25 protein-coding genes are annotated in these 24,907 nt (G+C 71.1%); 18 read left to right on the top strand and 7 right to left on the bottom strand.

Translation table 11 applies throughout. The features are described from left to right. Position 1 precedes the first annotated feature (1 nt). The gene (locus R2J75_RS00645; protein WP_243332943.1) at positions 2 to 691 is read right to left on the bottom strand and encodes a Bax inhibitor-1/YccA family protein; all 690 of its coding nucleotides are present in this window, start codon (positions 689 to 691) and stop codon (positions 2 to 4) included. A 141-nt stretch (positions 692 to 832) separates the two neighbouring features. After that, positions 833 to 1,687: a mechanosensitive ion channel family protein gene (locus tag R2J75_RS00640; protein ID WP_243332946.1), complete on the bottom strand. Its 855-nt coding sequence runs from the start codon at positions 1,685 to 1,687 to the stop codon at positions 833 to 835. 129 nt (positions 1,688 to 1,816) lie between these two features. On the opposite strand from R2J75_RS00640, the gene R2J75_RS00635 reads away from it, so the two are divergent. From R2J75_RS00635 to R2J75_RS00625, 3 genes are all read left to right on the top strand, one after another. Beyond that, on the top strand, positions 1,817 to 4,303 hold the full coding sequence (locus R2J75_RS00635; protein WP_316410890.1) for a multifunctional oxoglutarate decarboxylase/oxoglutarate dehydrogenase thiamine pyrophosphate-binding subunit/dihydrolipoyllysine-residue succinyltransferase subunit: 2,487 nt from the start codon (positions 1,817 to 1,819) through the stop codon (positions 4,301 to 4,303). Between the two features lie 45 nt (positions 4,304 to 4,348). After that, positions 4,349 to 5,584: an MFS transporter gene (locus R2J75_RS00630; protein WP_316410889.1), complete on the top strand. Its 1,236-nt coding sequence runs from the start codon at positions 4,349 to 4,351 to the stop codon at positions 5,582 to 5,584. Positions 5,585 to 5,666: 82 nt separating this feature from the next. After that, positions 5,667 to 6,554 carry an SDR family oxidoreductase gene (locus tag R2J75_RS00625; protein ID WP_316410888.1) on the top strand — a complete coding sequence of 296 codons (888 nt, stop codon included), beginning with the start codon at positions 5,667 to 5,669 and terminating at the stop codon, positions 6,552 to 6,554. Here the strand turns inward: R2J75_RS00625 and R2J75_RS00620 are convergent. Further along, complete coding sequence (locus tag R2J75_RS00620) at positions 6,521 to 6,949, bottom strand: hypothetical protein (protein ID WP_316410887.1); 429 nt, start codon at positions 6,947 to 6,949, stop codon at positions 6,521 to 6,523. The genes R2J75_RS00625 and R2J75_RS00620 overlap by 34 nt on opposite strands. Beyond that, positions 6,946 to 8,157, bottom strand: a complete 1,212-nt coding sequence (locus R2J75_RS00615; protein ID WP_316410886.1) for a molybdopterin molybdotransferase MoeA — start codon at positions 8,155 to 8,157, stop codon at positions 6,946 to 6,948. Before R2J75_RS00615 ends, R2J75_RS00620 begins: the two co-directional genes overlap by 4 nt. Positions 8,158 to 8,217: 60 nt before the next feature. Here R2J75_RS00615 and R2J75_RS00610 point away from each other — a divergent pair, with 60 nt between their 5' ends. From R2J75_RS00610 to thiS, 8 genes are all read left to right on the top strand, one after another. After that, positions 8,218 to 8,610 (top strand): winged helix-turn-helix domain-containing protein, encoded by a 393-nt coding sequence (locus R2J75_RS00610; protein WP_316410885.1) that lies wholly within the window; start codon positions 8,218 to 8,220, stop codon positions 8,608 to 8,610. A 179-nt stretch (positions 8,611 to 8,789) separates the two neighbouring features. Next, entirely contained in the window at positions 8,790 to 9,611 is an 822-nt protein-coding gene (locus R2J75_RS00605; protein WP_316410884.1) for a substrate-binding domain-containing protein, read from the top strand. Between the two features lie 59 nt (positions 9,612 to 9,670). Next, entirely contained in the window at positions 9,671 to 11,302 is a 1,632-nt protein-coding gene (gene pruA, locus R2J75_RS00600) for an L-glutamate gamma-semialdehyde dehydrogenase (protein WP_243332957.1), read from the top strand. Positions 11,303 to 11,305: 3 nt separating this feature from the next. Beyond that, positions 11,306 to 12,004, top strand: a complete 699-nt coding sequence (locus R2J75_RS00595; protein ID WP_243332958.1) for an ABC transporter permease — start codon at positions 11,306 to 11,308, stop codon at positions 12,002 to 12,004. Continuing rightward, positions 12,001 to 13,065, top strand: a complete 1,065-nt coding sequence (locus tag R2J75_RS00590; protein ID WP_316410883.1) for an ABC transporter ATP-binding protein — start codon at positions 12,001 to 12,003, stop codon at positions 13,063 to 13,065. The genes R2J75_RS00595 and R2J75_RS00590 overlap by 4 nt, the downstream gene beginning before the upstream one ends. A 183-nt stretch (positions 13,066 to 13,248) precedes the next feature. Further along, entirely contained in the window at positions 13,249 to 13,671 is a 423-nt protein-coding gene (locus tag R2J75_RS00585; protein WP_243332962.1) for a 4Fe-4S binding protein, read from the top strand. 45 nt (positions 13,672 to 13,716) lie between these two features. Next, positions 13,717 to 15,912, top strand: a complete 2,196-nt coding sequence (locus tag R2J75_RS00580) for an aldehyde ferredoxin oxidoreductase family protein (protein ID WP_394365902.1) — start codon at positions 13,717 to 13,719, stop codon at positions 15,910 to 15,912. A gap of 2 nt (positions 15,913 to 15,914) precedes the next feature. Then, positions 15,915 to 16,112, top strand: coding sequence for a sulfur carrier protein ThiS (thiS, locus tag R2J75_RS00575; RefSeq protein ID WP_243346677.1), 198 nt, complete (start codon positions 15,915 to 15,917; stop codon positions 16,110 to 16,112). Here thiS and R2J75_RS00570 read toward each other — a convergent pair. Both R2J75_RS00570 and R2J75_RS00565 read right to left on the bottom strand, forming a co-directional pair. Beyond that, positions 16,099 to 17,349 carry a lipase family protein gene (locus R2J75_RS00570; protein WP_316410881.1) on the bottom strand — a complete coding sequence of 417 codons (1,251 nt, stop codon included), beginning with the start codon at positions 17,347 to 17,349 and terminating at the stop codon, positions 16,099 to 16,101. The genes thiS and R2J75_RS00570 overlap by 14 nt on opposite strands. 116 nt (positions 17,350 to 17,465) lie before the next feature. Then, complete coding sequence (locus R2J75_RS00565; RefSeq protein ID WP_243332971.1) at positions 17,466 to 17,837, bottom strand: PilZ domain-containing protein; 372 nt, start codon at positions 17,835 to 17,837, stop codon at positions 17,466 to 17,468. 170 nt (positions 17,838 to 18,007) lie between these two features. Here R2J75_RS00565 and rplI point away from each other — a divergent pair, with 170 nt between their 5' ends. From rplI to R2J75_RS00530, 7 genes are all read left to right on the top strand, one after another. Next, positions 18,008 to 18,457, top strand: coding sequence for a 50S ribosomal protein L9 (rplI, locus tag R2J75_RS00560; protein WP_243332972.1), 450 nt, complete (start codon positions 18,008 to 18,010; stop codon positions 18,455 to 18,457). Between the two features lie 79 nt (positions 18,458 to 18,536). Then, on the top strand, positions 18,537 to 18,836 hold the full coding sequence (locus R2J75_RS00555) for an HU family DNA-binding protein (protein ID WP_243332973.1): 300 nt from the start codon (positions 18,537 to 18,539) through the stop codon (positions 18,834 to 18,836). A 216-nt stretch (positions 18,837 to 19,052) separates the two neighbouring features. Continuing rightward, the gene (locus R2J75_RS00550) at positions 19,053 to 19,532 is read left to right on the top strand and encodes a 4Fe-4S dicluster domain-containing protein (protein WP_243332975.1); all 480 of its coding nucleotides are present in this window, start codon (positions 19,053 to 19,055) and stop codon (positions 19,530 to 19,532) included. Between the two features lie 10 nt (positions 19,533 to 19,542). Beyond that, positions 19,543 to 21,393: an aldehyde ferredoxin oxidoreductase family protein gene (locus R2J75_RS00545; protein WP_243332977.1), complete on the top strand. Its 1,851-nt coding sequence runs from the start codon at positions 19,543 to 19,545 to the stop codon at positions 21,391 to 21,393. A gap of 1 nt (position 21,394) precedes the next feature. Next, positions 21,395 to 22,636, top strand: a complete 1,242-nt coding sequence (locus tag R2J75_RS00540) for an NAD(P)/FAD-dependent oxidoreductase (RefSeq protein WP_316410880.1) — start codon at positions 21,395 to 21,397, stop codon at positions 22,634 to 22,636. Continuing rightward, positions 22,633 to 22,887, top strand: a complete 255-nt coding sequence (locus R2J75_RS00535; RefSeq protein ID WP_243332981.1) for a MoaD/ThiS family protein — start codon at positions 22,633 to 22,635, stop codon at positions 22,885 to 22,887. The genes R2J75_RS00540 and R2J75_RS00535 overlap by 4 nt, the downstream gene beginning before the upstream one ends. 6 nt (positions 22,888 to 22,893) lie before the next feature. Next, a complete protein-coding gene (locus R2J75_RS00530) occupies positions 22,894 to 23,157 on the top strand; it encodes a hypothetical protein (protein ID WP_316410879.1) in 264 nt (87 codons plus the stop codon). A gap of 8 nt (positions 23,158 to 23,165) precedes the next feature. On the opposite strand, the gene R2J75_RS00525 is transcribed toward R2J75_RS00530, so the two are convergent. Beyond that, complete coding sequence (locus tag R2J75_RS00525) at positions 23,166 to 24,902, bottom strand: protein-disulfide reductase DsbD family protein (protein ID WP_316410878.1); 1,737 nt, start codon at positions 24,900 to 24,902, stop codon at positions 23,166 to 23,168. Positions 24,903 to 24,907 lie beyond the last annotated feature (5 nt).

The raw sequence follows: 24,907 nt of genomic DNA, 5'->3' as shown, positions 1-24,907 counted from the left end.
ATCAATCGCGGCGCCCGCCCGAGAGCAGGCGGAGCAGGTTGAGGAAGATGTTCAGGAGGCTGATGAAGAGGGAGAGGGCGAAGCCCGCGGGGTCGTCGAACTCGCCCGCCAGGAGCATGCGGCTCGTGTCCCAGAGGATCTTGGCGGAGCAGGCGATGACGATGACGGCGGAGATCATGAGGTGGAAGATCTCGGCGTGGTAGAAGAAGCCGATGAGGCTCGCCCCCAGGGCCACGACGAGGCCCACCAGGATGAAGCTGCCCAGGAAGCTGAAGTCCTTCCGGGTCACGAAGGCCACCGCGCTCAGGACCAGGAAGTCCAGGGCCGTGAGGGCGAAGGCGGTGAGGACGATGCCGGGGCCCGCCTGCTGGACGGTGGCGGCCATGGCGATGCCGGCCAGGATGCCCGACACGTAGGTGAAGAGGGCGTAGGCGAACCGGTTGACGGGCTTGCGGCGGCTGACGGCCTGGGCCCACATGAAGGCGCCGAAGTAGCCGATGATCAGGGGCCAGAAGAAGTAGCGGCCGAAGATGGGCAGCAGGAAGGCGAGCACGTAGGGGGTGCTGAGCACGCCCACGGCGGCCACGCCGAACCCACCCATGAGCCACAAATATACGCTGCGCACGAACGCGGCCCGCGCCCCGTCCCGGGACATCCCGACGGCGGCACGGTCTCCGTAGTTGTATTCCATGGTGTCAAACCTCGCGAAATCCCCGCTGGGGGGAGCCTCCTATCCTACCACTGGGCCCGACCCCTGCCTCGCGGAACTCTGGGCGGCCCGACAAGCTCACAAGTTCAATGAATGGCTTGATGTCCCGAAAGGTTCCTCGTTTCAGATCGTGATGATGCGCCGCTGCGGGACGGGATGGTTCACGTTCTCAAGCTTGAACCGCGCGAGGATCCGCCGGCGGTACTCCCGGGCCACCGCCCATTGCTGGCCCGGCGCGCACTTGGTGACCGTCCGCACCGTGCAGCTCACCGGGGTCATCGTCTCGACGCCCAGCACCTCGGTGGGCTCCAGGACGCTCTCCACGGCCGAGCTCATCTCGGCCCCCACCTGCCGCAGCAGGTCCATGATCCGGTCCATGTCCTCCTCGTGGCTGATCTCCACGTCCACGAGGGCCTTCGCGAAGTTCTTGCTCATGACGATCACGTCGTTGACGTTCCCGTTGGGGATGAAGTGGGCCCGGCCCTCCACGTCCCGGAGCATGGTCATGCGGAAGGTCATGCGCTCCACGGTGCCGACGTGCTTGTCGCCCACCGAGATGATGTCCCCCACCCCGTACTGGTTCTCCACGAGGAGGAAGAACCCGCCGATGACGTCCTTCACCAGGTTCTGGGCGCCGAAGCCGATGGCCGCGCCCACGATGCCCACGCCCGCCACCAGGGGGCCCACGTTCACGTTGAATTCCTGAAGGGTCTCCAGGATGAAGAAGGTGATCACGAGGACCCGGGCGAAGTTGGCGATGACGGCGCCCAGGGTCCGGGCCCGGCGCTGGGTCTCGGGATCCCCGCCGCCGATGCCGGAGGCCATGGAGCGGGCCACCGCCTTGGAGACCAGCCGGAGGGCCCAGAGGATGACCACGCAGGTGATGACGACGGCCATCAGCTTGCCCAGCTTCTGCCACCCGGCGGCGCTCAGCCACGCGAAAAGCTTGTCGATGCGCGCTTCCAGTACGATGCCCATGCGGTTCCTTTGCCCCCCAGTCTATACGACAGGCCGCGCGGTCCGTCAGCCCTGTCCCGCCCCGGACGGGGTCCGCCGGTGGCATCATGCCGGCCCCGGCCCCCGGGCCGCGGCAGCAGGAGCCCTCCCATGACCGATCCCGCCCTCGACGCGCTCATCGCGCGCTACGGCCTCAACGCCGGCTACGCCGCCGAGGTCTTCGCCGAAGCCCCCGCCCCGGATCCCCGCGCCCCCTTCCGGGCGCGGGGCCACCTCGCCGCGGACCTGGACCCCCTGGGCCTCGAGCCCCGGGAGGCGCCCCCGGCCGTCCCCGCGGGGGAGGACGGGGCGCGGCTCCTGGCGGCCTGGTGCGGCACGCTCGGCGCCGAGGTGGCGCACGTGGAGGATCCCGCGCTCCGGGCCTGGCTGGAGGCGGCGGTGGAGGAGGGCCCCGGGCGCTCCGGCCTGGACGGCGGGGCGCGCCGCGCCCTCCTCGCCCAGCTCCTGCGGGTGGAGGCCTTCGAGGCGGCCCTCCTCACCCGCTACCCGGGCCACAAGGGGTTCTCCCTCAGCGGGGGCGACGCGGCGGTGACCTTCCTGGACCGGGTCTTCGACCGCGCCGCGGCCGCGGGGGTCCGGGAGGCGGTGCTGGGGATGCCCCACCGCGGCCGGCTCGCGGTCATGGCCTGCACCCTGGGCAAGCCCGCGGCCCGCATCTTCGAGACGTTCGAGGACCGGGCCGATCCCGGGGCCACCCACGGCTCCGGCGACCTGCGGTACCACCTGGGCGCCTCCGCCCTCCGGCGCTCCTGGGAGGGGGGCGGGCTCGCGGTGACCCTGGCCCCCAACCCCAGCCACCTGGAGGCGGTGGACCCGGTGGTGGAAGGCATGGCCCGGGCGCGGCAGCGCCTGGCGGGGGCAGGCGGCGCGGCGCGGGTCCTGCCGGTGCTCCTGCACGGGGATGCCTCCTTCCCCGGCCAGGGGGTGGTGGCCGAGACCCTCAACCTCGCGGGCCTGGAGGGCTACGCCACGGGGGGGACCCTCCACCTGGTGGTGGACAACCGGGTGGGGTTCACCGCCGGACCGGAGCGCACCCGGTCCACGCGCCGGTGCACGGACCTGGCGAAGGCCTACGGCTTCCCCATCCTCCACGTGAACGGGGACGACCCCGAGGCCGCCGTCCGCGCCGCGGACCTGGCCTTCGACGCCCGCCAGCGCTTCGGCGCCGACGTGGTGGTGCGCCTGGTGTGCTACCGGCGCTTCGGCCACAACGAGGGGGACGAGCCCCGGTTCACCCTGCCCCTCCTCTACCGGCGCATCGACGCCCACCCCCCCGTCGCCGCGGGATACGCGGCGCGCCTGGAGGCCGAGGGGGTCCTCGCCCCCGGGGAGGCCGAGGTCCTCCGGCAACGGGCGCGCGGGGACGTGGCGGCGGGCCCGGCCTCCCCCGACCTGCCGCCCCCCCAGGCCCCCGTCCTGCCCCCGGCGGCGCCGGCGGACCTGGCGCCGCGCCTGCGCGAGGCGGCCCGGGCCCTGGGGCGGGTACCCGCGGGCTTCCAGGTCCATCCCAAGCTGGTCCGCCTCCAGGCGGCCCGGGCCGCCGTGGCGGAGGGGGGCCCCGTGGACTGGGCCGGCGCCGAGCTCCTCGCCTTCGGCCTCTGCCTCCAGGAGGGCCTCCCCGTGCGCCTCTCGGGCCAGGACGCGGTGCGGGGCACCTTCAGCCAGCGCCACCTCACCCTGTTCGACGTCCGCAACGGCGCGCCCTGGACGCCCCTGGCGGCCCTGGCCCCGGGCCTGGAGGCCCTGGACAGCCCCCTCTCCGAGTTCGCGGTCCTGGGCTTCGAGTTCGGCTACGCGACGGCGGACCCCGCCGCCCTCGTCCTCTGGGAGGCCCAGTTCGGGGACTTCGCCAACGGCGCGCAGGTGATCCTCGACCAGTTCCTGGCCGCCTCCGAGCGCAAGTGGGGACAGGAGGCGGGCCTCGTCCTCCTCCTCCCCCACGGCCAGGAGGGCCAGGGCCCCGAGCACTCCTCGGCCCGGCTCGAGCGGCTCCTGGACCTGTGCGCGGAGGACAACCTGCGGGTGGCCCAGCCCTCCACGGCGGCCCAGCACTTCCACCTCCTGCGCCGCCAGGCCCGCGATCCCCGGCGCCGGCCCCTGGCGGTCCTGACCCCCAAGGGGCTGCTCCGCGACCCCGCCACCCGCGCCACCCTGGCGGACCTGGCCGCCGGCGGCTTCCAGGGGGTGCTGGACGACCCCGCCTTCGCGGCCGGGGAGCCCCGGGCCGGCGTGGAGCGCGTGGCCCTGGTCTCCGGGAAGCTGGGCCACGAACTGCTCCGGGCCCGCCAGGACCGGCGCACCGCCATCCTGCGCCTGGAGCAGCTGTATCCCTTCCCCGCGGGTCAGCTGAGCCAGGCCCTGGCGGGCTATCCGAGGTCCGCGGTCCGGCTCTTCGCCCAGGAAGAGCCCCGGAACATGGGAGCCTGGCGGTACGTGCGCGAGCGCCTGGGGGCGTCGGCCTGCGACTGGGGGTGTGTGGCGCGCCCGGAGCGGGCCAGCCCGGCGCCGGGCTCCCGGACCCGCTTCCTCCAGGAGCAGGCGGCCCTCGTGACGGACGCCCTTAATTGGAAACCTTGAATTTTCAAGACCTTGCCCCGCCCTTCACCCCGGCCATGCTGGGGCATGGCCGCCCCCGCCACCGGTTCCCGGGCCCCCGTGCCCACCCTGGCCCTGATGGGCCTCCTGGGCCTGACGGCGGGCATCCCCCTCTCCCTGTGCACCGGCACCCAGCAGGCCTGGCTGGAGAGCCGGGGGGTGGACATCCGCCTCATCGGGCTCTTTTCCCTCACGGGGCTCCCCTACACCCTGAAGGTGCTCTGGTCGCCCCTCCTGGACCGGTACGCCCCCCCGGCCGGAGGCCGGCGGACCGGCTGGGCCGGCGTGGCCCTGCTGGGCTTCGCCGCCTGCACCGCCCTCCTGGCCTGGACCGACCCCCGCGCGGGCCTGGGGCCGGCGGCGGCCCTCTCCACCCTGGCCTTCTTCTGCGGCGCCAGCGCGGACATCTGCCTGGACGCATGGCGGACCGAAACCCTCCCCTTCCGGTGGCAGGGCCCGGGAACCTCCCTCCACATCACCGGCTACCGCCTGGGCATGCTCTTCGCGCAGGCCCTGGCCCTGCGCCTGTCCGACGTGGCGGACTGGCCCTGGGTGTTCCTGGCCACGGCCGCCTTCGTCCTGCCCGGCGCCCTGGGGGCCTTCACGGCCCGGGAAGCCGCCGCCCCCCCGGGCCCCGCCTCCCTCCGGGACGCGGTCCTCGGGCCCCTGGCCGCCCTCGCGGCGCGCCGGGGCGCGGGGGAGACCCTGGCCTTCATGCTGCTGTACAAGCTGGGCGACAACCTGGCCATGCTCCTCTTCATGCCCTTCCTCATGCAGCTGGGCTTCACCCGGACGGAGATCGGCCAGGCCACCCGGGACATGGGGCTCCTCGCCATGGTCGTGGGCGGCGTGCTGGGCGCCTGGCTCACCCACCGCCTCGCCCTGCGCACCTGCCTGCTCCTCTTCGGGGTGGGCCAGGCCGCCGCCATCCTCCTGTCTTACCTCCTGGCGCTCTCCGGGCGGAACCTCCCCCTCATGTGGGCGGCGACCCTGGTCGAGAACACCGTCTTCGCCATGGGCAGCGTGGCCTTCCTGGCGGCCCTGGCCGCCCTCTGCGACCGGGGCGCCGCGGCCACCCAGTTCGCGATCTTCACGAGCCTCTCCGCCCTGGCCCGGGTCTTCCTCCCCGCCCCCGCCGGGTTCCTGGTGAAGGCCCTCGGCTGGCCCGGGTACTTCCTCGCTTGCGCCCTCCTGGCCCTGCCGGGGGCCCTCCTCCCCCTCCGGATGCGGCGGTGGGAGCTGCCCCGGCTGGCGGACCCGTGACGGGAGCCCGGGGCCCGCATCCAAGGGGGGAGTCTCCGGCAGGCCCCTGCGTCCCGGAACGCCCGTCCCCTTGGAGGATCCCATGCCCAGCCCCGAAACCTCGACCCGTCCCGTCGAGACCCCCCGCCCCCCCTTCCCGGAGCAGCAGCAGCAGCTCCCCGGCAGCGACCAGGCCCTGTCGCCCCAGGCCGACCACGGCGAAACCTCGTACCGGGGCCACGGGCGCCTCGAGGGCAAGGCCGCCCTCATCACCGGCGGCGACAGCGGCATCGGCAAGGCCGTGGCCATCGCCTTCGCCCGGGAGGGGGCCGATGTGCTGGTGTCGTACCTGGAGGCCGAGGAGGCCGACGCCAAGGACACGGCCCGCTGGATCACGGAGGCCGGCCGCAAGGCCGTGCTCGTCCCCGGCGACCTCAGCTGCCCCGACACCTGCGCCGCCCTCGTCGCCAGGGCGGTGGAGGCCTTCGGGAAGCTGGACGTCCTCGTGAACAACGCCGCCCACCAGCGCACCTTCGCCAGCCTCGAGGACCTCACCACCGAGGAGCTGGAGCACACCTTCAAGGTGAACATCCTCGCCATGTTCCACCTCTGCAAGGCGGCCCTCCCCCACCTCCGGCCGGGGGCCTCCATCATCAACACCTCCAGCCGGGAAGCCTTCACCCCCCGCCCCGACCTCCTGGCCTACGCCACCACGAAGGGGGCCATCGCCACCTTCACCAAGAGCCTCGCGGGGCTCCTGGCCGACCGGGGCATCCGGGTCAACGCCGTGGCCCCCGGCCCCGTGTGGACGCCCCTGATCCCCGCCTCCATGACGAAGGAGGAGGTGAGCCGATTCGGCACCTCCACCCCCTGGGGCCGCCCGGCCCAGCCCGTGGAGCTGGCCCCCGTCTACGTGATGCTGGCCTCCGACGAATCCAGCTACATCTCCAGTTCCATCTACGAGGTCACGGGCGGCAGGCCCGTCTCCTGATCCCGGCCCCGGCCTTCCCCGCGCGGGATGACCCGGCCCTCGGTCCAGGAGAAGTGGCGGAGGCTGCCCGGCATGTGGGCGCCGATGGAGGCCACGAAGGTGGCGGCCAGGTACCAGCCGAAGCGGTGGTCCGGAAAGAGGTTCCCCATCCCCAGGAGGAGCAGCTTCAGGATCACCGCCGCGCCGCTGCCCTGGGTGAGGGCCGTGGACCCGCTCCACAGGTCCAGCAGGAGGAGGCCCAGGCCGCTGGCCAGGGCGCCCAGGATCGCGGCATCCAGGCGCGGCCGGCCCAGGCCGAAGGCGAGGCCACCCAGCAGCACCCCCATGGCGGCGATGTGGGCGGAGCGCAGGCCCACCTGGAGGAGCCTCACCACGGGTCGCTTGGGGCCGCTCAATGATCCTCCGGCTCGTCCAGCATCTGCAGACGGACGGGGTCCCCGGGCGTGAGGGAGGTGAGGCCCTCGGGCACCAGGGCGATGGCGTTGGCCCGCACCAGGCTGGACAGGATGCCGCTCCCCTGGGGACCCGCGAGGCGGACCCGGAGCCCTTCGGGGCTCCGCTCGGCGATGACCCGCAGGAACTCCGTGCGCCGGGGATCCCCGCTCCGCTTCCAGAGGGCGGCCATGGTGCCCGTCCGCTCGGGCCGGTGCAGGTGGGGGTAGCCCATGAGGCTCCGGAGGGCGGGCCGCACGTAGGCCTCGAACATGAGCATGGCCGCCACGGGGTTGCCCGGGATGCCGAAGACGGGCCGGCCCCGCAGGACCCACAGGCCCAGGGGCGCGCCCGGCTTCTGCGCGACCCGCCAGAAGACCTGCTCCGCGCCTTCGGCCTCCAGGACGGCCTTGATGTAGTCGAAGTCGCCGACGGAGATGCCACCGTTGGTGAGCACCACGTCCGCCGCCTCCAGGGCCGCGGCGAGGGCCGCGGCGACGGCCTCCCGGGTGTCCTCCACCCGGGGGAAGGGCAGGGGCACCCCGCCCGCCGCCTGCACCTGGGCGCACAGGGAATGGATGTTGGCGTCCCGGATCTGGCCCGGCCCGGGGCGGGTCCCCGCGTCCACCAGCTCGTTGCCCGTGGTCAGCACGGCCACCCGGGGGCGGGGCCGCACGGGGATCGTCGGCCGGCCGATGGCGGCCAGAACCCCCGCCTCCGCGGGACGGATCACCGCGCCGGCGGGCACCACGCGGCCCCCCTCCGGAATGTCCTCCCCCGGGAGCCGGATGTGGGCGCCGGGGCGGGGCGGCCGAAGGAACGTGACCTCGCCGCCCTCGGCCACGGCCTCCTCCAGGGGCACCACGGCGTCGGCCTCCGGGGGGACCGGGGCCCCGGTCATGATGCGAACCGCGGTGCCCGGCGCCAGGGGCGGCACGTGGGCCATGCCCGCGGCGAGGGTGCCCCCCACCGGCAGGCGTCCGCGGGCGGCATCCTCCACCCGCACGGCGAAGCCGTCCATGGCGGCGTTGCGGAAGGGGGGCACGGGCTCGAGGGCGTGGATGTCCTCGGCGGCGGCGAGGCCGAGGGCCTCGGCCAGGGGCAGGACCCTGGGCGGGAGGGGCGCGGCGTGGGCCAGCACACGCTGGAGGGCTTCCTCGTATCCGAGCATGGGGGCGTCCTTGGTGGCACCATGGTATCAGGCCGCCGCGCCCAGCCTCCGGGTACCGCCATGAATCCCCACGCCAGGAAAATCGTCCGCATCGGGATCCCCATCGGGGACCACTACGCCATGGGCCCCGGCAAGGCGGACCTCCTGGAGGCCATCGCGGAGACGGGCTCCATCTCGGCCGCCGGCCGGGCCCTGGGCATGAGTTACCGGCGTGCCTGGTTGCTTGTTGATGAAATGAACAAGTGCTTCCGGGAGCCCCTCGTGCAGGCCCGCCTGGGCGGCGCCAAGGGGGGCGGGGCCCAGGTCACGGAGCTGGGGATGGAAGCCCTCAAGCGCTACCGGGCCCTCCAGGCCCAGGCCTGGGACGCCGTGCGCCACGCCCTGAAGGAATATGGCCGGCTGCTCGCACCGGCCGACGAATTCACGCCCCGGCGAGCCGAGCCCCTGGATTGAGTCCCGCCCGCGGGGGCCCCCCGAATTTCAGACACCCCTTGCCAACCGCTATATCCACGTGTAACCATCGACCCCGCAGTGCGGTCCGGGCCGGGGCCTTCCCGTCCGCGCCTTAGCGCCCCCAAACGAGGGGCGTGGGCGGGGATGCCCGCCCGAACCCCTTGGGTTGGGAGGCCGACATGAAAAACAGATTCCTTGCCCTCGCCGCGGGCCTCCTGATGGGCCTGGCGGCCCATGCCCAGGGAACGATCATCCTGGCGACAACCACCAGCACCCAGGATTCGGGGCTGCTGGATGTGCTGGTCCCGACCTTCGAGCGGCAGACGGGCATCAAGGTCAAGACCATCGCCGTCGGCTCCGGCCAGGCCATGGCCATGGGCCGCAAGGGCGAGGCGGACGTGCTCCTCGTCCACAGCCCGGACGCCGAGAAGGAATTCATGAAGGAGGGGGTCGGCCTCCGGCGCCTCCTCGTCATGCACAACGATTTCGTGGTGGTCGGCCCCGCGGCCGACCCCTCGGGGCTCAGGGGCGCCCACACCGCCCTGGAAGCCTTCCGGAAGCTCGCCGAGGGCAAGGCGCCCTTCGTGAGCCGCGCCGACAATTCCGGCACCCACGCCCAGGAGAAGAAGCTCTGGAAGGCGGCCGGGTTCGAGCCCAAGGGCCGGGCCTGGTACCTGGAGACGGGCCAGGGCATGGGCGCCACCCTCAACGTGGCGGCGGAGAAGAAGGCCAACACCCTCACGGATCGGGGCACTTGGCTGGCCGTCCGTAAGAGCATGCCCGGCCAGACGATCCTGGTGGAGGGGGACACCGCCCTCGCCAACATCTACCACGTGATCGAGCTTCAGCCCGGTCGCTTCCCCCGGGTGAACGCGGCGGGCGCCAAGGCCTTCGCCGAGTTCCTCGTCTCCCCCAAGACCCAGGCCATCATCCGGACGTTCGGCGTCGACACGTTCGGCTCCCCCCTCTTCTTCCCCGACGCGGGAAAAGCGGACAACTAGGGACGTTATTCAGCCCTTCCTAGACTGGATGGATGCCGTAGGCATGCCTGAAAGGACCCATGACCAACGCCCTGTTCAATCTCCCCGACAGCCACAATGAGCCTGCCGTCTCGTACGCGCCCGGCAGCCCGGAACGGGCCCGCCTCAAGGCCGAACTGGACCGGCAGTACAACCAGGTCCTGGACATCCCGCTCATCATCGGGGGGGAGGAGGTCCGCACCGGCAACCTGCTGACGGCGGTCTGCCCCCACGAGCACGGCCATGTGCTCGCCCACGTCCACCAGGCCGGCGAAGCGGAGATCCACCTCGCCATCCAGGCGGCCCTGGACGCCAAGGCCGACTGGGAGAACACCCCCTGGGAAGAGCGGGCGGCCATCTTCAACCGCATGGCCAGCCTGATCTCCACCAAGTACCGCTACATCCTCAACGCGGCGACCATGCTGGGCCAGTCCAAGACGGCCCACCAGGCCGAGATCGACTCCACCTGCGAGACGGCGGACTTCTTCCGCTACAACGCCAAGTTCATGGAGCAGATCTACCGCCAGCAGCCCCTGTCCACGGACCACACCTGGAACCGGGTCCACTACCGGGCCCTGGAGGGCTTCGTCTTCGCGGTGTCGCCCTTCAACTTCACCGCCATCGGCGCCAACCTGGCCACCGCCCCGGCCATCATGGGCAACACGGTGGTCTGGAAGCCCGCCAGCACCTCCATCCTCTCCAACTACTACCTGATGGAGCTGTACAAGGAGGCGGGCCTCCCCCGCGGGGTGATCAATTTCGTGCCCTCCCGGGGCTCCCTCATCGGGAAGGTCGTGCTGGACCACCCGTCCTTCGCCGGCCTCCACTTCACCGGCTCCACCGGCGTCTTCAACAGCATGTGGAAGACCGTCGGCGGCAACCTCGAGAAGTACCGCATCTACCCCCGCCTCGTGGGCGAGACCGGCGGCAAGGACTACATCCTGGTCCACCACTCGGCGGACCTGGTGGAGGCGGCCACGGCCATCGTCCGCTCCTCCTTCGAGTACCAGGGCCAGAAGTGCTCGGCCTGCAGCCGGGTCTACGCCCCCGCCTCCAAGTGGCCCCAGCTCCGGGAGCTGATCCTGGGCATGATGGCCCGCATCAAGGTCGGCGACGTCAGGGACTTCCGGAACTACATGGGCGCCGTCATCGACGAGGCCAGCTATGACGCCACCATGCGCTACATCGGCCTGGCCCAGGAGAGCCCCGAGGCGGAGATCATCTGGGGCGGCAAGGGGGACAAGTCGGTGGGCTGGTTCATCGAGCCCACCATCATCGTCACCACCAACCCGAAGTTCATCACCATGGAGGAGGAGATCTTCGCGCCGGTGCTCAGCGTCTACGTCTACGAGGACGAGAAGCTGGACGAGACCATCCGCGTCCTCGACGGCACGAGCCCCTACGCCCTCACCGGCGCCATCTTCGCCCGCAACCGCTACGTGGTGAACCGCCTCACGGCGGCCCTGGCCAACACCGCCGGCAACTTCTACATCAACGACAAGTGCACCGGCGCCGTCGTGGGCCACCAGCCCTTCGGCGGCGCCCGCGCCTCCGGCACCAACGACAAGGCCGGGAGCTTCCTCAACCTCATCCGGTGGACCTCGCCCCGGACCATCAAGGAATGCTTCGCCCCCCACCGGGACTTCGCCTACCCTTTCATGGAAGAGGAATGAAGCTTGGAGCTGATCTGGGAGGGCATCAAGAAGGCCGTTGAACTGCTCTGGTCCCTCGATCCCGAGGTGCTGGGCATCACCTTCTTCACCCTCAAGGTCACCGTCCTGGCGACGCTGGTCAGCCTCGTGCTCGGCCTCGGCGCCGGGACGGCCCTCGCCCTCAACACGTTCCCCGGCAAGCGCCTCCTCATCAGCCTCATCAACACCGGCATGGGCCTCCCGCCCGTGGTGGTGGGCCTCTTCGTCACCATCCTCCTGTGGCGCAACGGGCCCTTCGGGGGGCTGGAGCTCCTCTACACCCCCTCGGCCATCGTCATCGCCCAGACGGTGATCGCCACCCCCATCATCGCCGGCATCAGCGTGGCCGCCCTCCAGCAGCTCCCGCAGGACCTGCGCCTGCAGATCCTCGCCCTGGGCGCCACGCGGACCCAGATGGTCTTCATGCTCCTCCGGGAGGCCCGGCTCCCCCTGCTGGCCGCCGTCATGGCCGGCTTCGGGGGCGTCATCTCCGAAGTGGGGGCGAGCCTCATGGTCGGCGGCAACATCAAGGGCGAGACCCGGGTCCTGACGACGGCCACGGTCATGGAGACCGGCAAGGGCAACTTCGACGTGGCCATCGCCCTGAGCCTCCTCCTGCTGGTCCTCACCTTCGCGGTCAACGCCGCCCTCACGCACCTCCAGCAGCGGGAGCGCCCCCGGTGAGCGCCCTCCTGGAGGTCTCCGGGCTCAAGGTGGACCTGGGCGGAGTCCAGGTGCTGGACGTGCCCCGGCTGGAGGTGGCGGCCGGCACCGTCCTGGCCCTCATCGGCCCCAACGGCTCCGGCAAGACCACCCTCCTCAAGACCCTCGCCGGCCTCCTGCCCGCCCGGGAGGGCCGGATCGCCTTCGACGGCGCGCCCCTGGGTCCGGACTACCGGCGGCGGGTGACCATGGTCTTCCAGGCCCCCCTCCTCTTCGACCTGTCCGTGCGGGGCAACCTGGAATCCGGCCTCCGGCTCCGGGGGCTCCAGGCCGAAGAAAGGAACGTCCGGGTGACCGAGGCTGCCGCCCGCTTCGGCCTGACCGAGCTCCTGGGCCGTTCCGCCCGCCACCTTAGCGGCGGGGAGGCCCAGCGCACGAGCCTCGCCCGGGCCTTCGCCCTGCGGCCGGAGCTCCTGGTCCTGGACGAGCCTTTCTCGGCCCTGGATCCGCCGACCCGGGAGGGCCTGGTGACGGATCTGGCGCGGGTGCTGCGGGAGACGCGCACCACCGCCCTGATGGCCACCCACGACCAGGCGGAGGCCCTTCGCCTGGCTGACCGGATCGCCGTCCTCCGGGAGGGGCGGGTGGCCCAGGAGGGGCCCGTCGCCGAGGTCTTCCATGCGCCGGTGGACGCCTTCGTGGCCGGCTTCGTGGGCATGGAGACGGTGCTCACCGGCCGGGTCGCCTCCGCCCACGCCGGGGAATTCAGGGTGGACGTGGGCCCTTGCCAGGTGGTGGCCCTGGGCGGGGCGGGGGTGGGCGAGGAGGTCCGCCTGGGCATCCGGCCGGAGCACGTCACCCTGGGCCGCGGTCCCGCCGGCCCCACCAGCGCCCGCAACGCCTTCACCGGCCGGGTCGCCGCCCTGGTCCCCATGGGCCCCTTCGTCCGGGTGGAGGTGGACTGCGGCTTCCCCCTGGCCGCCTACGTCACCCCGGCCTCCCGCGATGACCTGGCCCTGGCCGAGGGGACCGAAGTCACGGCCGCCTTCAAGGCCACCTCCGTCCATCTCCTGCGCCCCTAGGGCCGCGTCCGGATGTGCCCGTCCAACCGGCAATGTCGACCGTGGCTGTAGGTCTTTGACGGTGAACAAGATCACAATTCCGGCCGCTTTCTTGCCCCTCCTCTGACCCCGGGTAAGCTTGGCTCGGGGCGCAAGGCGGCATCAGGCCGCCCGTTCCGCTTTGCCCCAGGGAGTGGCCCAGGCATGAGACAGCTGCGCATCGACCTGACCAAGTGCAACTACGGCAAGGATTGTGCCCACGAGTGCGAATCCGCGTGCGCCACCCGGGTCTTCAAGCTCGACGATCCCGCCCTGGCGGCCCTTCACATCCGGGACCACGGGGACGGCACGGGGACCACCATCCTGTGCGACCAGTGCGGCGACTGCGTCGTCGTCTGCCCCGCCGAAGCCCTCAAGCGCAACAAGCTGGGCGTCGTGATGATCAACAAGTCCCTGTGCGTGGGCTGCTACATGTGCGTCGGCTTCTGCGAGAAGGAGGCCTTCGAGCGGAACCCGGACTGGGCCGAACCCTACAAGTGCACGTCCTGCGGGATCTGCGTGAAGGCCTGCCCCCACGCCGCCCTCGAGATCGTGGACGTCCCCGAGCCGGCCTACCGGATCATCTGATTGGAGCCCGACATGAGCCAACTCGTCTTCGATCCCAGCAAGGTGATGGACATCGACTTCACGCTCCGCACGGAGTACCACGCGGAGCTCGAGCGCGTCAGGGCCTCCCGGAAGGTGCTCAAGGAGCTGACCTTCACCCCCAGCCTCCCCGAGCGCGGCTACAACGGCCGCACCCTCCATGTGGACGTGGGCACCCTCGCGGTCGCCGAGAAGCCCGTCACCGCGCAGATGAAGGACGTCTTCGTGGGCGGCCGCGGCTTCGGCCTCTGGTACCTCTGGAACGCCGTGAAGCCCACCACGCGGTGGAACGACCCCGAGAACGAGATCATCATCAGCCCCGGCCCCGTCTCCGGCATCACCCAGTACTCGGGCACCGGCAAATCCCTCGTCGTCTCCCTCTCCCCCCAGACGGGCATCCCCATCGACAGCAACGTCGGCGGCTACTTCGGGCCTTTCCTCAAGTTCAGCGGCTTCGACGCCCTCGAGCTCCAGGGCAAGGCCGAGGACGAAGTGATCCTCTTCATCGACGGGCAGAAGGGCGTGATGCGCTTCGAGCGGATCGAGGGCTGCCCCGAGGACAGCCACGTGCTGGCCGAGGTCCTCACGGCCCTCTACGCCGAGGACGACGCGGACCGGGTGAACGTGTCCGTCGTCTCCAGCGGCGCCGCCGCGCGGAACAGCCTCATCGGCATGCTCAACTTCTCCTGGTTCGACCAGCGCCGGGGCTGCATCCGCCTCAAGCAGGCCGGCCGCGGCGGCATCGGCACCGTCTTCCGGGACAAGAAGATCCTGGCGGTGGTCTGCCGCGGGCCCCGCATCAAGCCCGACCTCAACCACGTGGCCGACAAGGAAGTGCTCGCGCAGACCGCCATCAAGTACCACATGGAGATCCGCAACAACGACCCCCACCAGTGCATGATGCGGCGCAACGGCACCGCGCACATCGTGGAGATCATGGACGCCTACGACCTCCTTCCGGTGCACAACTTCCAGTACGGCTCCCACCCCGACACGAACCGCATCGACTCGGCCTACTGGCAGCAGCGCTGCACCCAGCGCACCTCCGACGGGTGCTGGTACGGCTGCTCCATGGCCTGCGCCAAGGGCGCCGACGGCCTCGTCCTCAAGACCGGCCCCTACAAGGGGCACATGGTCACGGTGGACGGCCCCGAGTACGAGAACGCGGCCGGCCTGGGCTCCAACTGCGGCGTCTTCGACCCGGACTACCTCCTCGAGCTCAACTTCTACTGCGACACCTACGGCATCTGCACCATCACCTGGGGCACCCTCTGCGCCTTCGTCATGGAGTGCTACCAGCGCGGCATCCTGAACCTGGAGCGCACCGGCGGCCTCGAGCTGACCTGGGGCAACGCAGAGGCGGACCTGGAGATGATGCACCAGCTGGCGCGCGGCGAGGGCTTCGGCCTCATCGCCGGCCAGGGCGTGCACGGCATGAAGCGGATCTTCGCCGAGCGCGGGTGGGGCGATCCGGCCCTCCTGCAGGACATCGGCATGGAGGTGAAGGGCCTGGAGTACAGCCAGTACATGTCCAAGGAGTCCCTGGCCCAGCAGGGCGGGTACGCCCTGACCAACAAGGGCCCCCAGCACGACGAGGCCTGGCTGATCTTCATGGACATGGTGAACAAGCAGCTCCCCACCTTCGAGGACAAGGCCGAGGCGCTGTACTACTTCCCCCTGTTCCGCACCTGGTTCGGCCTCAACGGCTTCTGCAAGCTGCCCTGGAACGACGTGGTGCCCAGCGACAACGGGACCACGAGCGAGCCCGCCAAGGTCCCCGAGCACGTGCAGAACTACGTGGACGTCTTCAACGCCACCACGGGCATGAAGATCGACAAGGATGAGCTCATCCACCAGTCCGCCAAGGTCTACAACTTCCAGCGGGTCTTCAACATCCGCATGGGCAAGGGCCTCCGCCAGCACGACGTGCCCCCCTACCGCTCCGTCGGCCCCGTCAGCCGGGAGGAGTACGAGAGCCGCGCCGAGCGCTACGACAAGCAGATGCGCGAGGAGATCGGCGTCGATCCCGAAGGGAAGTCCCTGGAGGAGAAGATGGCCATCACCCGCGAATTCCGCATGAACCGCTACTTCAAGCTCATGGACAGCGTGTACCAGCGCCGGGGCTGGACCCCCGACGGGGTGCCCACCCAGGCCCGCCTGAAGGAGCTGGGGCTGGACGTCTTCCCCGAGGTCGTGGAGGTCGTCAAGGCCCACGGCGGCTGACCATGATCACCGTCAACGGCGACCGCCTGGACTGGACAGAAGGCATGACCATCCGCGACGTGCTCCGGGTCCGGAACTACAAGTTCCCCCTGCTCGTCATCAAGGTGGACGACGCCCTCGTCCAGCCCAGGGCGTACGACACGACCACCGTCCCGGACGGGGCGGTGGTCAGCGTCGTGCACCTGCTCAGCGGAGGCTGAGCCGGCTCCACCAGCCGCGCGCGCGCAGCTTCTCCTGCTGGTGGTCGTAGGCGGCCTGCAGGCCCTGGTTGAGGTCGGCCAGGGTCGTGAGCACCATGTCCGGATTGAACCCGCCGCTGGCGAGGCCCCCCCGGTAGTTGGCGTCGCTGGCCACCATGTGGTTGGCGCAACCCAGCCACGCGGGCAGGTTCGCGACGGGCACCAGGCCGAGAAGGCCGGCCGTCCAGTCGCCATTGGCCAGGTACGTGGTCACCGCCCGGGCCTGGGCGCGGGCGGCCCGCAGGGCCGCGTCGGAGCTCCCCTGCATCACGGGGATGCCCACGTTGCGGTATTCGAAGCCGTTGGGCGTCAGCCCGACGTTCGGCACCACGTCCAGCCAGGTGTTCTGGACCACCCAGTTGCCCTTGCCCACCCGGGCTTCGGCCTCGGCGCCGGCGACGGCGTCCAGGGCCGCGGGCGAGGCCAGGAACCAGCCGGCGACGCGGTTCTCCCGGGCGTTGGACCAGCCAGGACCGTGGAGCTCCTCGAGGCGCAGGCACAGATCGACGGTGATGAACTGGGCCAGGGCGGCCCCCTGGCTGTGCCCGCTCACGTAGATCTTGAGCTGGTCGCGCTGGGCCGGATCCAGGGTGGCCAGCACCCGGTCCACGGCCTGGCGGATGCCGGCCCGGCAGGACAGGAACTTCCGGAGGAAGCCCAGGTGGGCCCGGCCCGGGAGGGGCAGCAGGTCCCCCTCGGGGGTGCGGTGCTCGCGGATGTCCGCGGGCACGGGGGTGAAGTTGGTTAGCCAGTCGGCCTGGTTGATGGAGCCGTGCATGACGACGGCGAGGGTGTTGCGGCCCCGGTGGTAGGCCACGAAGCCGGCGTTGGGATCCCGGGCCACCTCCCCGCGCACGGCGGAGAGGTTCTGCAGGTCCCAGCCCCGGAGGCTCTGGGCGTAGGTCAGTTCGTGGCCGAAGCGGTAGTTCTGGCCGCGCACGTACGCGAGCTGGTTCATGATCGCCAGCGTCTCCGCCATGTCCAGGAAGTCCTGGGAGGGCACCAGGCCGATCTCCCCTTCCTGGACCATGGGCTGGAAGCGTCCGGGGGCCGGCTTCAGGCCGGCCGGGGCGGGCAGGAGCACGCAGTCGTCGTCGTCGAAGGTCAGGTCCATCCCGGGGGTGGTGGGGGGCGGATCGCCCCAGGCCGGGGCCGCGAGGCCGAGGCAAAGGGGCAGCAGGACATGGATGGGGCGCAAGGCTTCTCCTGGGGGAAGGCGGGGTTCGGGCCGGGTTGCCCGTCCCGCGGCCATGGCCGGGGCGGCAACCGCCACGCTATGAATGGCGTATAGAGCCCCCAGGTTCCTCCGCCCCTTCAGCCGAGCCGCGCCTCCACGTAGACGCGCAGGGCCTCGGCCATGGAGGGGGCCATCGCCAGGAAGTGGATGCCCAGGCCGACCCGGGCCATGCCGCCGCGCCCGCCCGCTGCGCCCCCCAGCACGTAGGCCACTTCGGCGTCGAAGGGCAGGCCTTCGAGGTCCGGGTTGTTGAAGCGGAACTGCTCCAGGCGCGTGCCTTGGCGGAAGGCCATGGCGCCCGGGCGGGGCAGGGTGGCAAAGCAGCCGCCCACGCTGAGGTTCGTGATGCGCACCTCCTCGAAGCCCAGGTCTCCCGCCTTGAACCGGACGGTAACGTCCGGACCAGCGACCACGCGCAGGCGCGCTCTGCGTTCAAAGTTCGTGTCCATGGGGTTCCGTTGGGAGGGCAGTTAGGTTAGGCTATTTTGACAGAAAAAGTGGCCTAAACCCACCGAGGGAACGGGCTCCGCACCTGGAGATCCCTGGCCGGGAACGTATCCCAGCCTAACCTGATGAGGGGACAACGCACGAGCGCTGGCCATGCACCGGAGACACCATCATGGAAGTACTGCTCATCGAGAATGTCGCCAACCTGGGCGCGCGCGGCGATGTGGTCAACGTCAAGGACGGGTACGCCCGCAACTTCCTCCTTCCCCGCAAGAAGGCCCTGCCCGTGACCGCGGGCAACAAGCGCCAGATCGAGCTCGAGAAGGAGCGCAACATCAAGCTCCGCGCCAAGGAGCTCTCCGAAGCCAAGGAACTGGCCGAGAAGGTTTCCGCCATCAGCCTCGCCGTCGCCAAGAAGGTGGGCGAGAACGGCCACCTCTTCGGGTCCGTCACCAACGGCGACGTGGCCGAGCTGCTCAAGGCCAAGGGCTTCGAGATCGAAAAGCAGTCCATCACCCTGCCCCACGTCAAGGACCTGGGCTCGTACGAGGCGGACATCCGGCTCTACGCCGGCGTCCACGCCAAGGTCGCCATCGAGGTCACGGCCCTCGCGGCCGAATAGCCTCTCCCCTTCCCGTCCCGGGGAGCAGGGTACCTGTGCCTGGACCCGCCTCCCCCTCCAGCCTCAAGAGAGGAACAGCATGAGCAAGACCACTTCCAAGCCCGAAACCATCGGTATCCCCGAACTCTCCGCCTCCCTCGCCGAGGCCCACGATCTCACCAAGGCCCGTGCCAAGGCCATGCTGGACAACCTCCGGGACGAGATCGTCACCTCCCTCCTGGGCGGCAAGCGCGTGAACGTCTTCGGCCTGGGCACCTTCGAGGTCCGCGCCACCCGCGAGAAGATGGGCCGCAACCCCAAGACCGGCGAGAAGATCCAGATCCCCGCCGGCCGCAAGGTCGTCTTCAAGGCCGCCAAGGGCCTCAAGGACCAGATGTAGGACCTTCCCGTCCACACGAACGGCCACCCTCCGGGGTGGCCGTTTTTTTTTGGGATCCCGCTCGCTTTCCGGAAATACAACGTCCGAAATCTAGTGAAGCAATACTGATACTTGTAATTGATACGCCGTCTCTGCATGTGGGGACACGCATCCGCGGACCATACTTGGCGCCATTCCCAATCCTTGGCCTGCCGGTCCTTGCGAGGAGACGCGTCCATGCAGAAATCCCTCAAGATCGATCCCAACAAGTGCACGGGTTGCCTGCAGTGCGAGATGGCCTGCGCCACGAAGCACCACGGCACCTTCACCATCTCCCGCTCGCGCATCAAGGTCTTCTCCTTCGAGGCGGAGGGCCGCAAGGTGCCCTACACCTGCACCCAGTGCGACGAGGCCTGGTGCCTCCACGCCTGTCCCGTCGAGGCCATCCGCAAGGACGCCCGCACCGGCGCCAAGTACGTGAAGGACGACCTCTGCGTGGGCTGCAAGGTCTGCACCATCGCATGCCCCTTCGGCACCGTGAACTACGTGGCCGCCACGGGCAAGGTCCAGAAGTGCGACCTGTGCGGCGGCGACCAGCCCGCCTGCGCCCAGGCGTGCCCCACCGGCGCGATCACCTATGTGGACGCCGACTGGACCGGATTGGACCGGATGCGCCAATGGGCCGGCAAGACCGACACGAACCCGGCAGCGGTGTGAGGAGGCGGCCATGACCTGGACCCAGAAAATCCTTCGCGTGAACCTGACGACGGGCGAGATCCGCACGGAACCGCTCAACATGGCCTGGGCCCACCAGTTCCTGGGCCAGCGGGGCCTGGCGACCAAGTACCTGGTCGAGGAGATCGATCCGACCCTCGATCCCCTGTCCCCCGCCAACAAGCTCATCATCGCCACGGGCCCGCTCACGGGCACCGCGGCGGCCACCGGCGGCCGCTGGTCCGTGATCACCAAGGGCCCCCTCACGGGCGCCATCGCCTGCTCCAACTCGGGCGGCTTCTTCGGGGCCGAGCTGAAGTTCGCGGGCTGGGACATGGTGATCCTGGAGGGCAGGGCCGAGAAGCCCGTCTACCTGCTCATCGAGAACGAGGTGGCCACCCTCCTGGACGCGTCCCACCTGTGGGGCCGGACGGTGTGGGAGACGGAGGAGACGCTGAAGCACCACCACCAGGATCCCCAGATGCGCGTGGCCAGCATCGGCCGCGCCGGGGAGAACCAGGTGCTCTTCGCGGCCATCGTGAACGACCTCCACCGCGCCGCGGGCCGCAGCGGGGTGGGCGCGGTGATGGGCTCCAAGAACCTCAAGGCCATCGCGGTGCGCGGAACCGTCACGGACGCCTACCGCCCCGCGGATCCCGAAGGGTTCGCCAAGGCGGTGGCCGACGCCAAGGCCGTGCTCGCGGCCAACGGCGTGACGGGCCAGGGCCTGCCGACCTACGGCACCCAGGTGCTGATGAACGTCATCAACGAGGTGGGCGCCCTGCCCACCCGCAACCACCGGGACATCCAGTTCGAGGGCGCCAACGCCATCTCCGGCGAGGCCATGCACGAGAAGCGGCCCACGGACGGCAAGGCCAACCTCGTCACCAACGCAGCCTGCTTCGGGTGCACCATCGCCTGCGGCCGCATCTCGAAGCTGGACCCGGGCCACTTCACGGTGAAGGACAAGCCCCAGTACCACGGCTGCTCCGGCGGCGTGGAGTACGAGGCCGCCTGGGCCCTGGGCGCCGCCAACGGCGTCAGCGACCTGGAGGCCCTCACCTACGTGAACTTCCTCTGCAACGAGCAGGGCATGGACCCCATCACCCTGGGGGCCACCATCGGCGCGGCCATGGAGCTGTACGACCTGGGCATCCTCACGAAGGAGGAGGCCGGGCTCGAGCTGCCCACGGGCTCCGTCGAGGCCATGGTCAAGCTGAGCGAGCTGTGCGCGGCGGGGGAGGGCTTCGGCCGGATCATCGGCCTCGGCTCCCGGCGCCTGTGCGCCAAGTACGGGCGGCCCGACCTCTCCATGAGCGTGAAGGGCCAGGAATTCCCGGCCTACGACGGCCGCGGCCTCCAGGGCATGGCCCTGGAGTACGCCACCAGCAACCGCGGCGCCTGCCATGTGCGCGGCTACATGGTGAGCCCCGAGGTCCTGGGCATCCCCATGAAGATGGATCCCTGCACGACCGAGGGGAAGGCCCCCATGCTCAAGACCTTCCAGGACCTCACGGCCGTCGTCGACTCCGCCGGCATCTGCCTGTTCACCACGTTCGCGTGGGGCGGCCCGGACATCCAGTCCATGATCCAGCCCGCCCTGGGCGGGGACTGGTCCCTGGACCGGCTCATGGAGCTGGGCGAGCGGGTCTGGAACCTGGAGCGGCGCTTCAACCTCGCCGCCGGCCTCACCGGCAAGGACGACACCCTGCCGCCGCGCCTGCTCAACGAGCCGGCCAAGGCGGGCCCCATGAAGGGCCGGGTCGCCGAGCTGGGCAAGATGCTCCCCGAGTACTACGAGGTCCGGGGCTGGACCGCGGAGGGCGTGCCCACCGCGGCCACCGTCCAGCGCCTGGGGCTCTGACATGCGGCACCTCATCCTCGGCGCCGGTCCCGCGGGGGTCACCGCCGCGGAGACCCTCCGCCGGGCGGACCGGGACACGACCATCACCCTCCTGGAGGGGGAGGGGGAGGTCCCGTACGCCCGTATGGCCCTCCCCTACCTCCTGGCCGGCCGGATCGACGAGACCGGCCTTCGCCTCCGCACGGACGCGGACCACTTCCGGCGCCTGGGCATCGACCTCCGGCATGGCCGGGCGATCAAGGTGGACGCGGCCGCCCGCACCGTCACCCTCGCGGACGGGGCCACCCTTCCGTATGACCGCCTGTTGGTGGCCACGGGCTCCCGCCCCACCCTCCAGCGCATCCCGGGCATCGACCTGCCCGGCGTCCACACCTGCTGGACCCTCGCGGACGCCCGCGCCCTCCTGGCCCGGGCCAGGCCCGGGACCCGGGTCGTCCAGATGGGGGCGGGCTTCGTGGGCTGCATCATCATCCAGGGGCTCGTCCACCTGGGGGTGGACCTGACGGTGCTCGTCCGCAGCGGCCGCATGGTCTCCCGCATGATGGACCCGCCGTCCAGCGCCCTCATCCGGCGCTGGTGCCAGGCCCAGGGCGTGACGGTCCGGGTGGACACCCTGCCCGAACGGATCACCCAGGGCGACGGCCACCTGGACGTGCACCTGCCCGGGGGCGAGCGCCTCCCGGCGGACCTGTACCTCTGCCTGGTGGGGGTGAAACCCAACGTGGAGCTCCTGGCGGGAACCGGCGTCCGCATCGAGGGCGGCATCCAGGTGGACGACACCATGGCCACCGGGGTGGACGGCATCTACGCCGCCGGCGACGTGGCGGAGCACGTGGACGTGGTCACGGGCGCCCGCCTGGTCAACGCCATCCAGCCCAACGCCGTGGACCAGGGCCGCATCGCCGCCCTGAACATGGCCGGGCGGAGCGCGGCCTCCCGGGGCACCTTCCCCTTCAACATCCTGGACACCCTGGGCCTGAAGTCCTCCAGCTTCGGGGCCTGGCAAGGGGTGGAGGGGGGCGAGGCCGTGGAGGTGACCGACCCGGCCCGCTACCGCTACCTCAAGCTCCAGTTCAAGGACGACCGCCTGGTGGGCGCCAATGCCGTGGGCCTCACCGAGCACATCGGCGCCCTCCGGGGCCTGATCGAAGGCAAGGTCCCCCTGGGCCCCTGGAAGGCGCGGCTCCAGGCCAATCCGTCCCTGCTCATGGAGGCCTGGCTGGCCTGCAAGCTCAAGGCATGAACATCACCGTCAAGCTCTTCGCCACCCTCGGCGCCCACCTCCCTCCGGCGGACCGCAAGGCCCGGGCCACCCGAGTGGAGGTGCCCGAGGGCACCTCCCTGCTCGGGCTCATCGAGCGCATGGCCCTGCCCCGGGACCTGTGCACCCTGGTGCTCCACAACGGGGTGTTCGTGCCCCAGGAGATCCTGGGGGACCGGTGCCTGGAGGCGGAGGACACGGTGGCCATCTGGCCCCCGGTGGGCGGCGGGTAGGCGCCCATGTGGACCATGACCCTGTCGGAAGCCGACCTCCTGCGCGGCCTGGCCGCCCTCGGCTTCGCGGGAAGCGGAGGCCGGGCGGTCCGGGCGGCGGGCTCCCGCCGCCAGGAGGTCCGGTGGCGCCCCGTCGAGGCCCTCCGCCTGGGCGCGCTGCCGCCCCTCACCCGCTGGGAGGTGGACCTCATCCAGCCGGACGTTTCCGACGCCGAAGCGGCGGCCTTCGCCCAGGCCTTCCTCCGGGCCTTCCAGAAAGGCGGGGGGTAGGCGCCCGCCTACCCCTTGAGGAAGCGGAGCATCTCCGCGGGCGGCTGGAAGCCCAGGGAGGTGCGGAGGATGCGGCCCTCGGCGTCCAGGAGGAGGACGGTGGGGTACGAGCGGATCTGGAGGCGGGGGACCAGGTCCTTGCGGGTCGCGTCGGTGTTGATGCGCACGGCGACGGCGTGGTCGCGGATCCAGGCCTGGACGGCGGGATCCGGCCAGGTCTTCTCGTCCAGTTCCTTGCACTGGGCGCACCAGTCCGCGTAGGTGTCCACCAGGACCAGCTTCCCGCCGGCCTTGGCCCGGGCCAGGGCCCCCTCCAGGTCCTGCTCCATCCACACGCTGGCGGTGGGGGCGGGGGCGGCCGCGGCGGCGCCCCGGGGCAGGAGCTGGACGTCCAGGCCCAGTTCGACGCCGCGGACGCCGCAGAGGAGGCCCAGGGCCAGGGCGAGCAGGCCCGCCCCCCGGAAGATGCCGGCCACCAGGCTCTCGGAGGCGCGGAAGGCCCCCAGGACGGGCGCCGCCACCAGGAGGACGGCGGATCCGAGCCCGTAGAGGGCCCAGGGCGGCAGCAGCAGGCGCACGTTCCACACCGCGAAGGCGAGCACCACCAGGCCCATCCCGTGCTTGAAGCGCTCCAGCCAGTCCCCGGAGCGGGGCAGGGACGCCGTGAAGGTGCCGGTCACGAGGAAGAGGACGCCCATGCCCAGGGCGAAGGTGAACATCTGGGCCGCGCCCAGGGCGACCCGGCCCTGCTGGGCGATGGTGAGGATGACGGAGCCGATCACCGGGCCCACGCAGGGCGCGGAAAGGGGACCCAGCACCATGCCCATGGTGAAGGCGCCCAGGTAGCCTTTGCGGCCGCCGCTGCCCTGGAGCTTCTGCTGGAGGGCGTCGGGCAGGCGGATCTCGAAGGCGCCGAAGAGGCTCAGCGCGAAGAGGAAGAAGAGGACGGAGACGGGGATCAGGAAGGCCGGGCGCTGGGCCCAGGCCCCGGCCACGGCCCCGGACTTGGCCGCCAGGACGCCCAGGACGGTGTAGGTGACCGCCATGCCCAGGACGAGGGCCATGGAGAGGCTGAAGCCGCGGAGCTTGCCGCCGCCCTTGGCGCCGATGATGGCCATGGTGATGGGGATCATGGGGTAGACGCAGGGCGTGAGGGAGGCGCCCATGCCGAAGGCGAAGATGACGAGGAAGCTCCAGAGGAGGCCGCCGCGGCCGGCGTCCGGGGCGGGCGGCTGCGGGGCCGCGGCCTGGACGGCGGCGGGCGCCGGGGCGGCAGGCGCGGCCGGGGCGGCCGGCTCCGCCCGGGGCGCCTCGGCGGGGGCGGGCGCGGCGGCCGGCTTCAGGGCGGGGATATCGGCGGCCTTCACCTGGAGCACCTTGTCGGTGGGCGGATAGCAGACGCCGCCCTGGCCCTCGGTGCAGGGCTGGTAGGTGACGGTCAGGGCCACGGTGCCGGCCAGGCCCTCGCCCGCCACCGGAATGGCCACCCGGTCGTGCCAGATGCCGTCGCCCAGCTCGTCCTTCTCCCGGGTCGGCGGGAGGGGGCCCACCTTCAGGGTTCCGGCCGTTCCCTTGGCCAGGGCCACCTCCATGAAGGCGGCCTTCAGGTGGGCGCCCGCGGGCACCGTGAGCACCACGGCCCCCTTCCGGAAGGCCACCACCACGTCCCGCTCGGGATCGAAGGCACCGGCCCGGCACACCACCGCGGCCAGAACGATCAAGAGCCATGCTGTCCAGCGACGCATCCTAC

This window comes from Mesoterricola sediminis (genome assembly GCF_030295425.1).
GTDB lineage: Bacteria > Acidobacteriota > Holophagae > Holophagales > Holophagaceae > Mesoterricola > Mesoterricola sediminis.
This window is presented reverse-complemented; position numbering and strand designations above follow the sequence as displayed.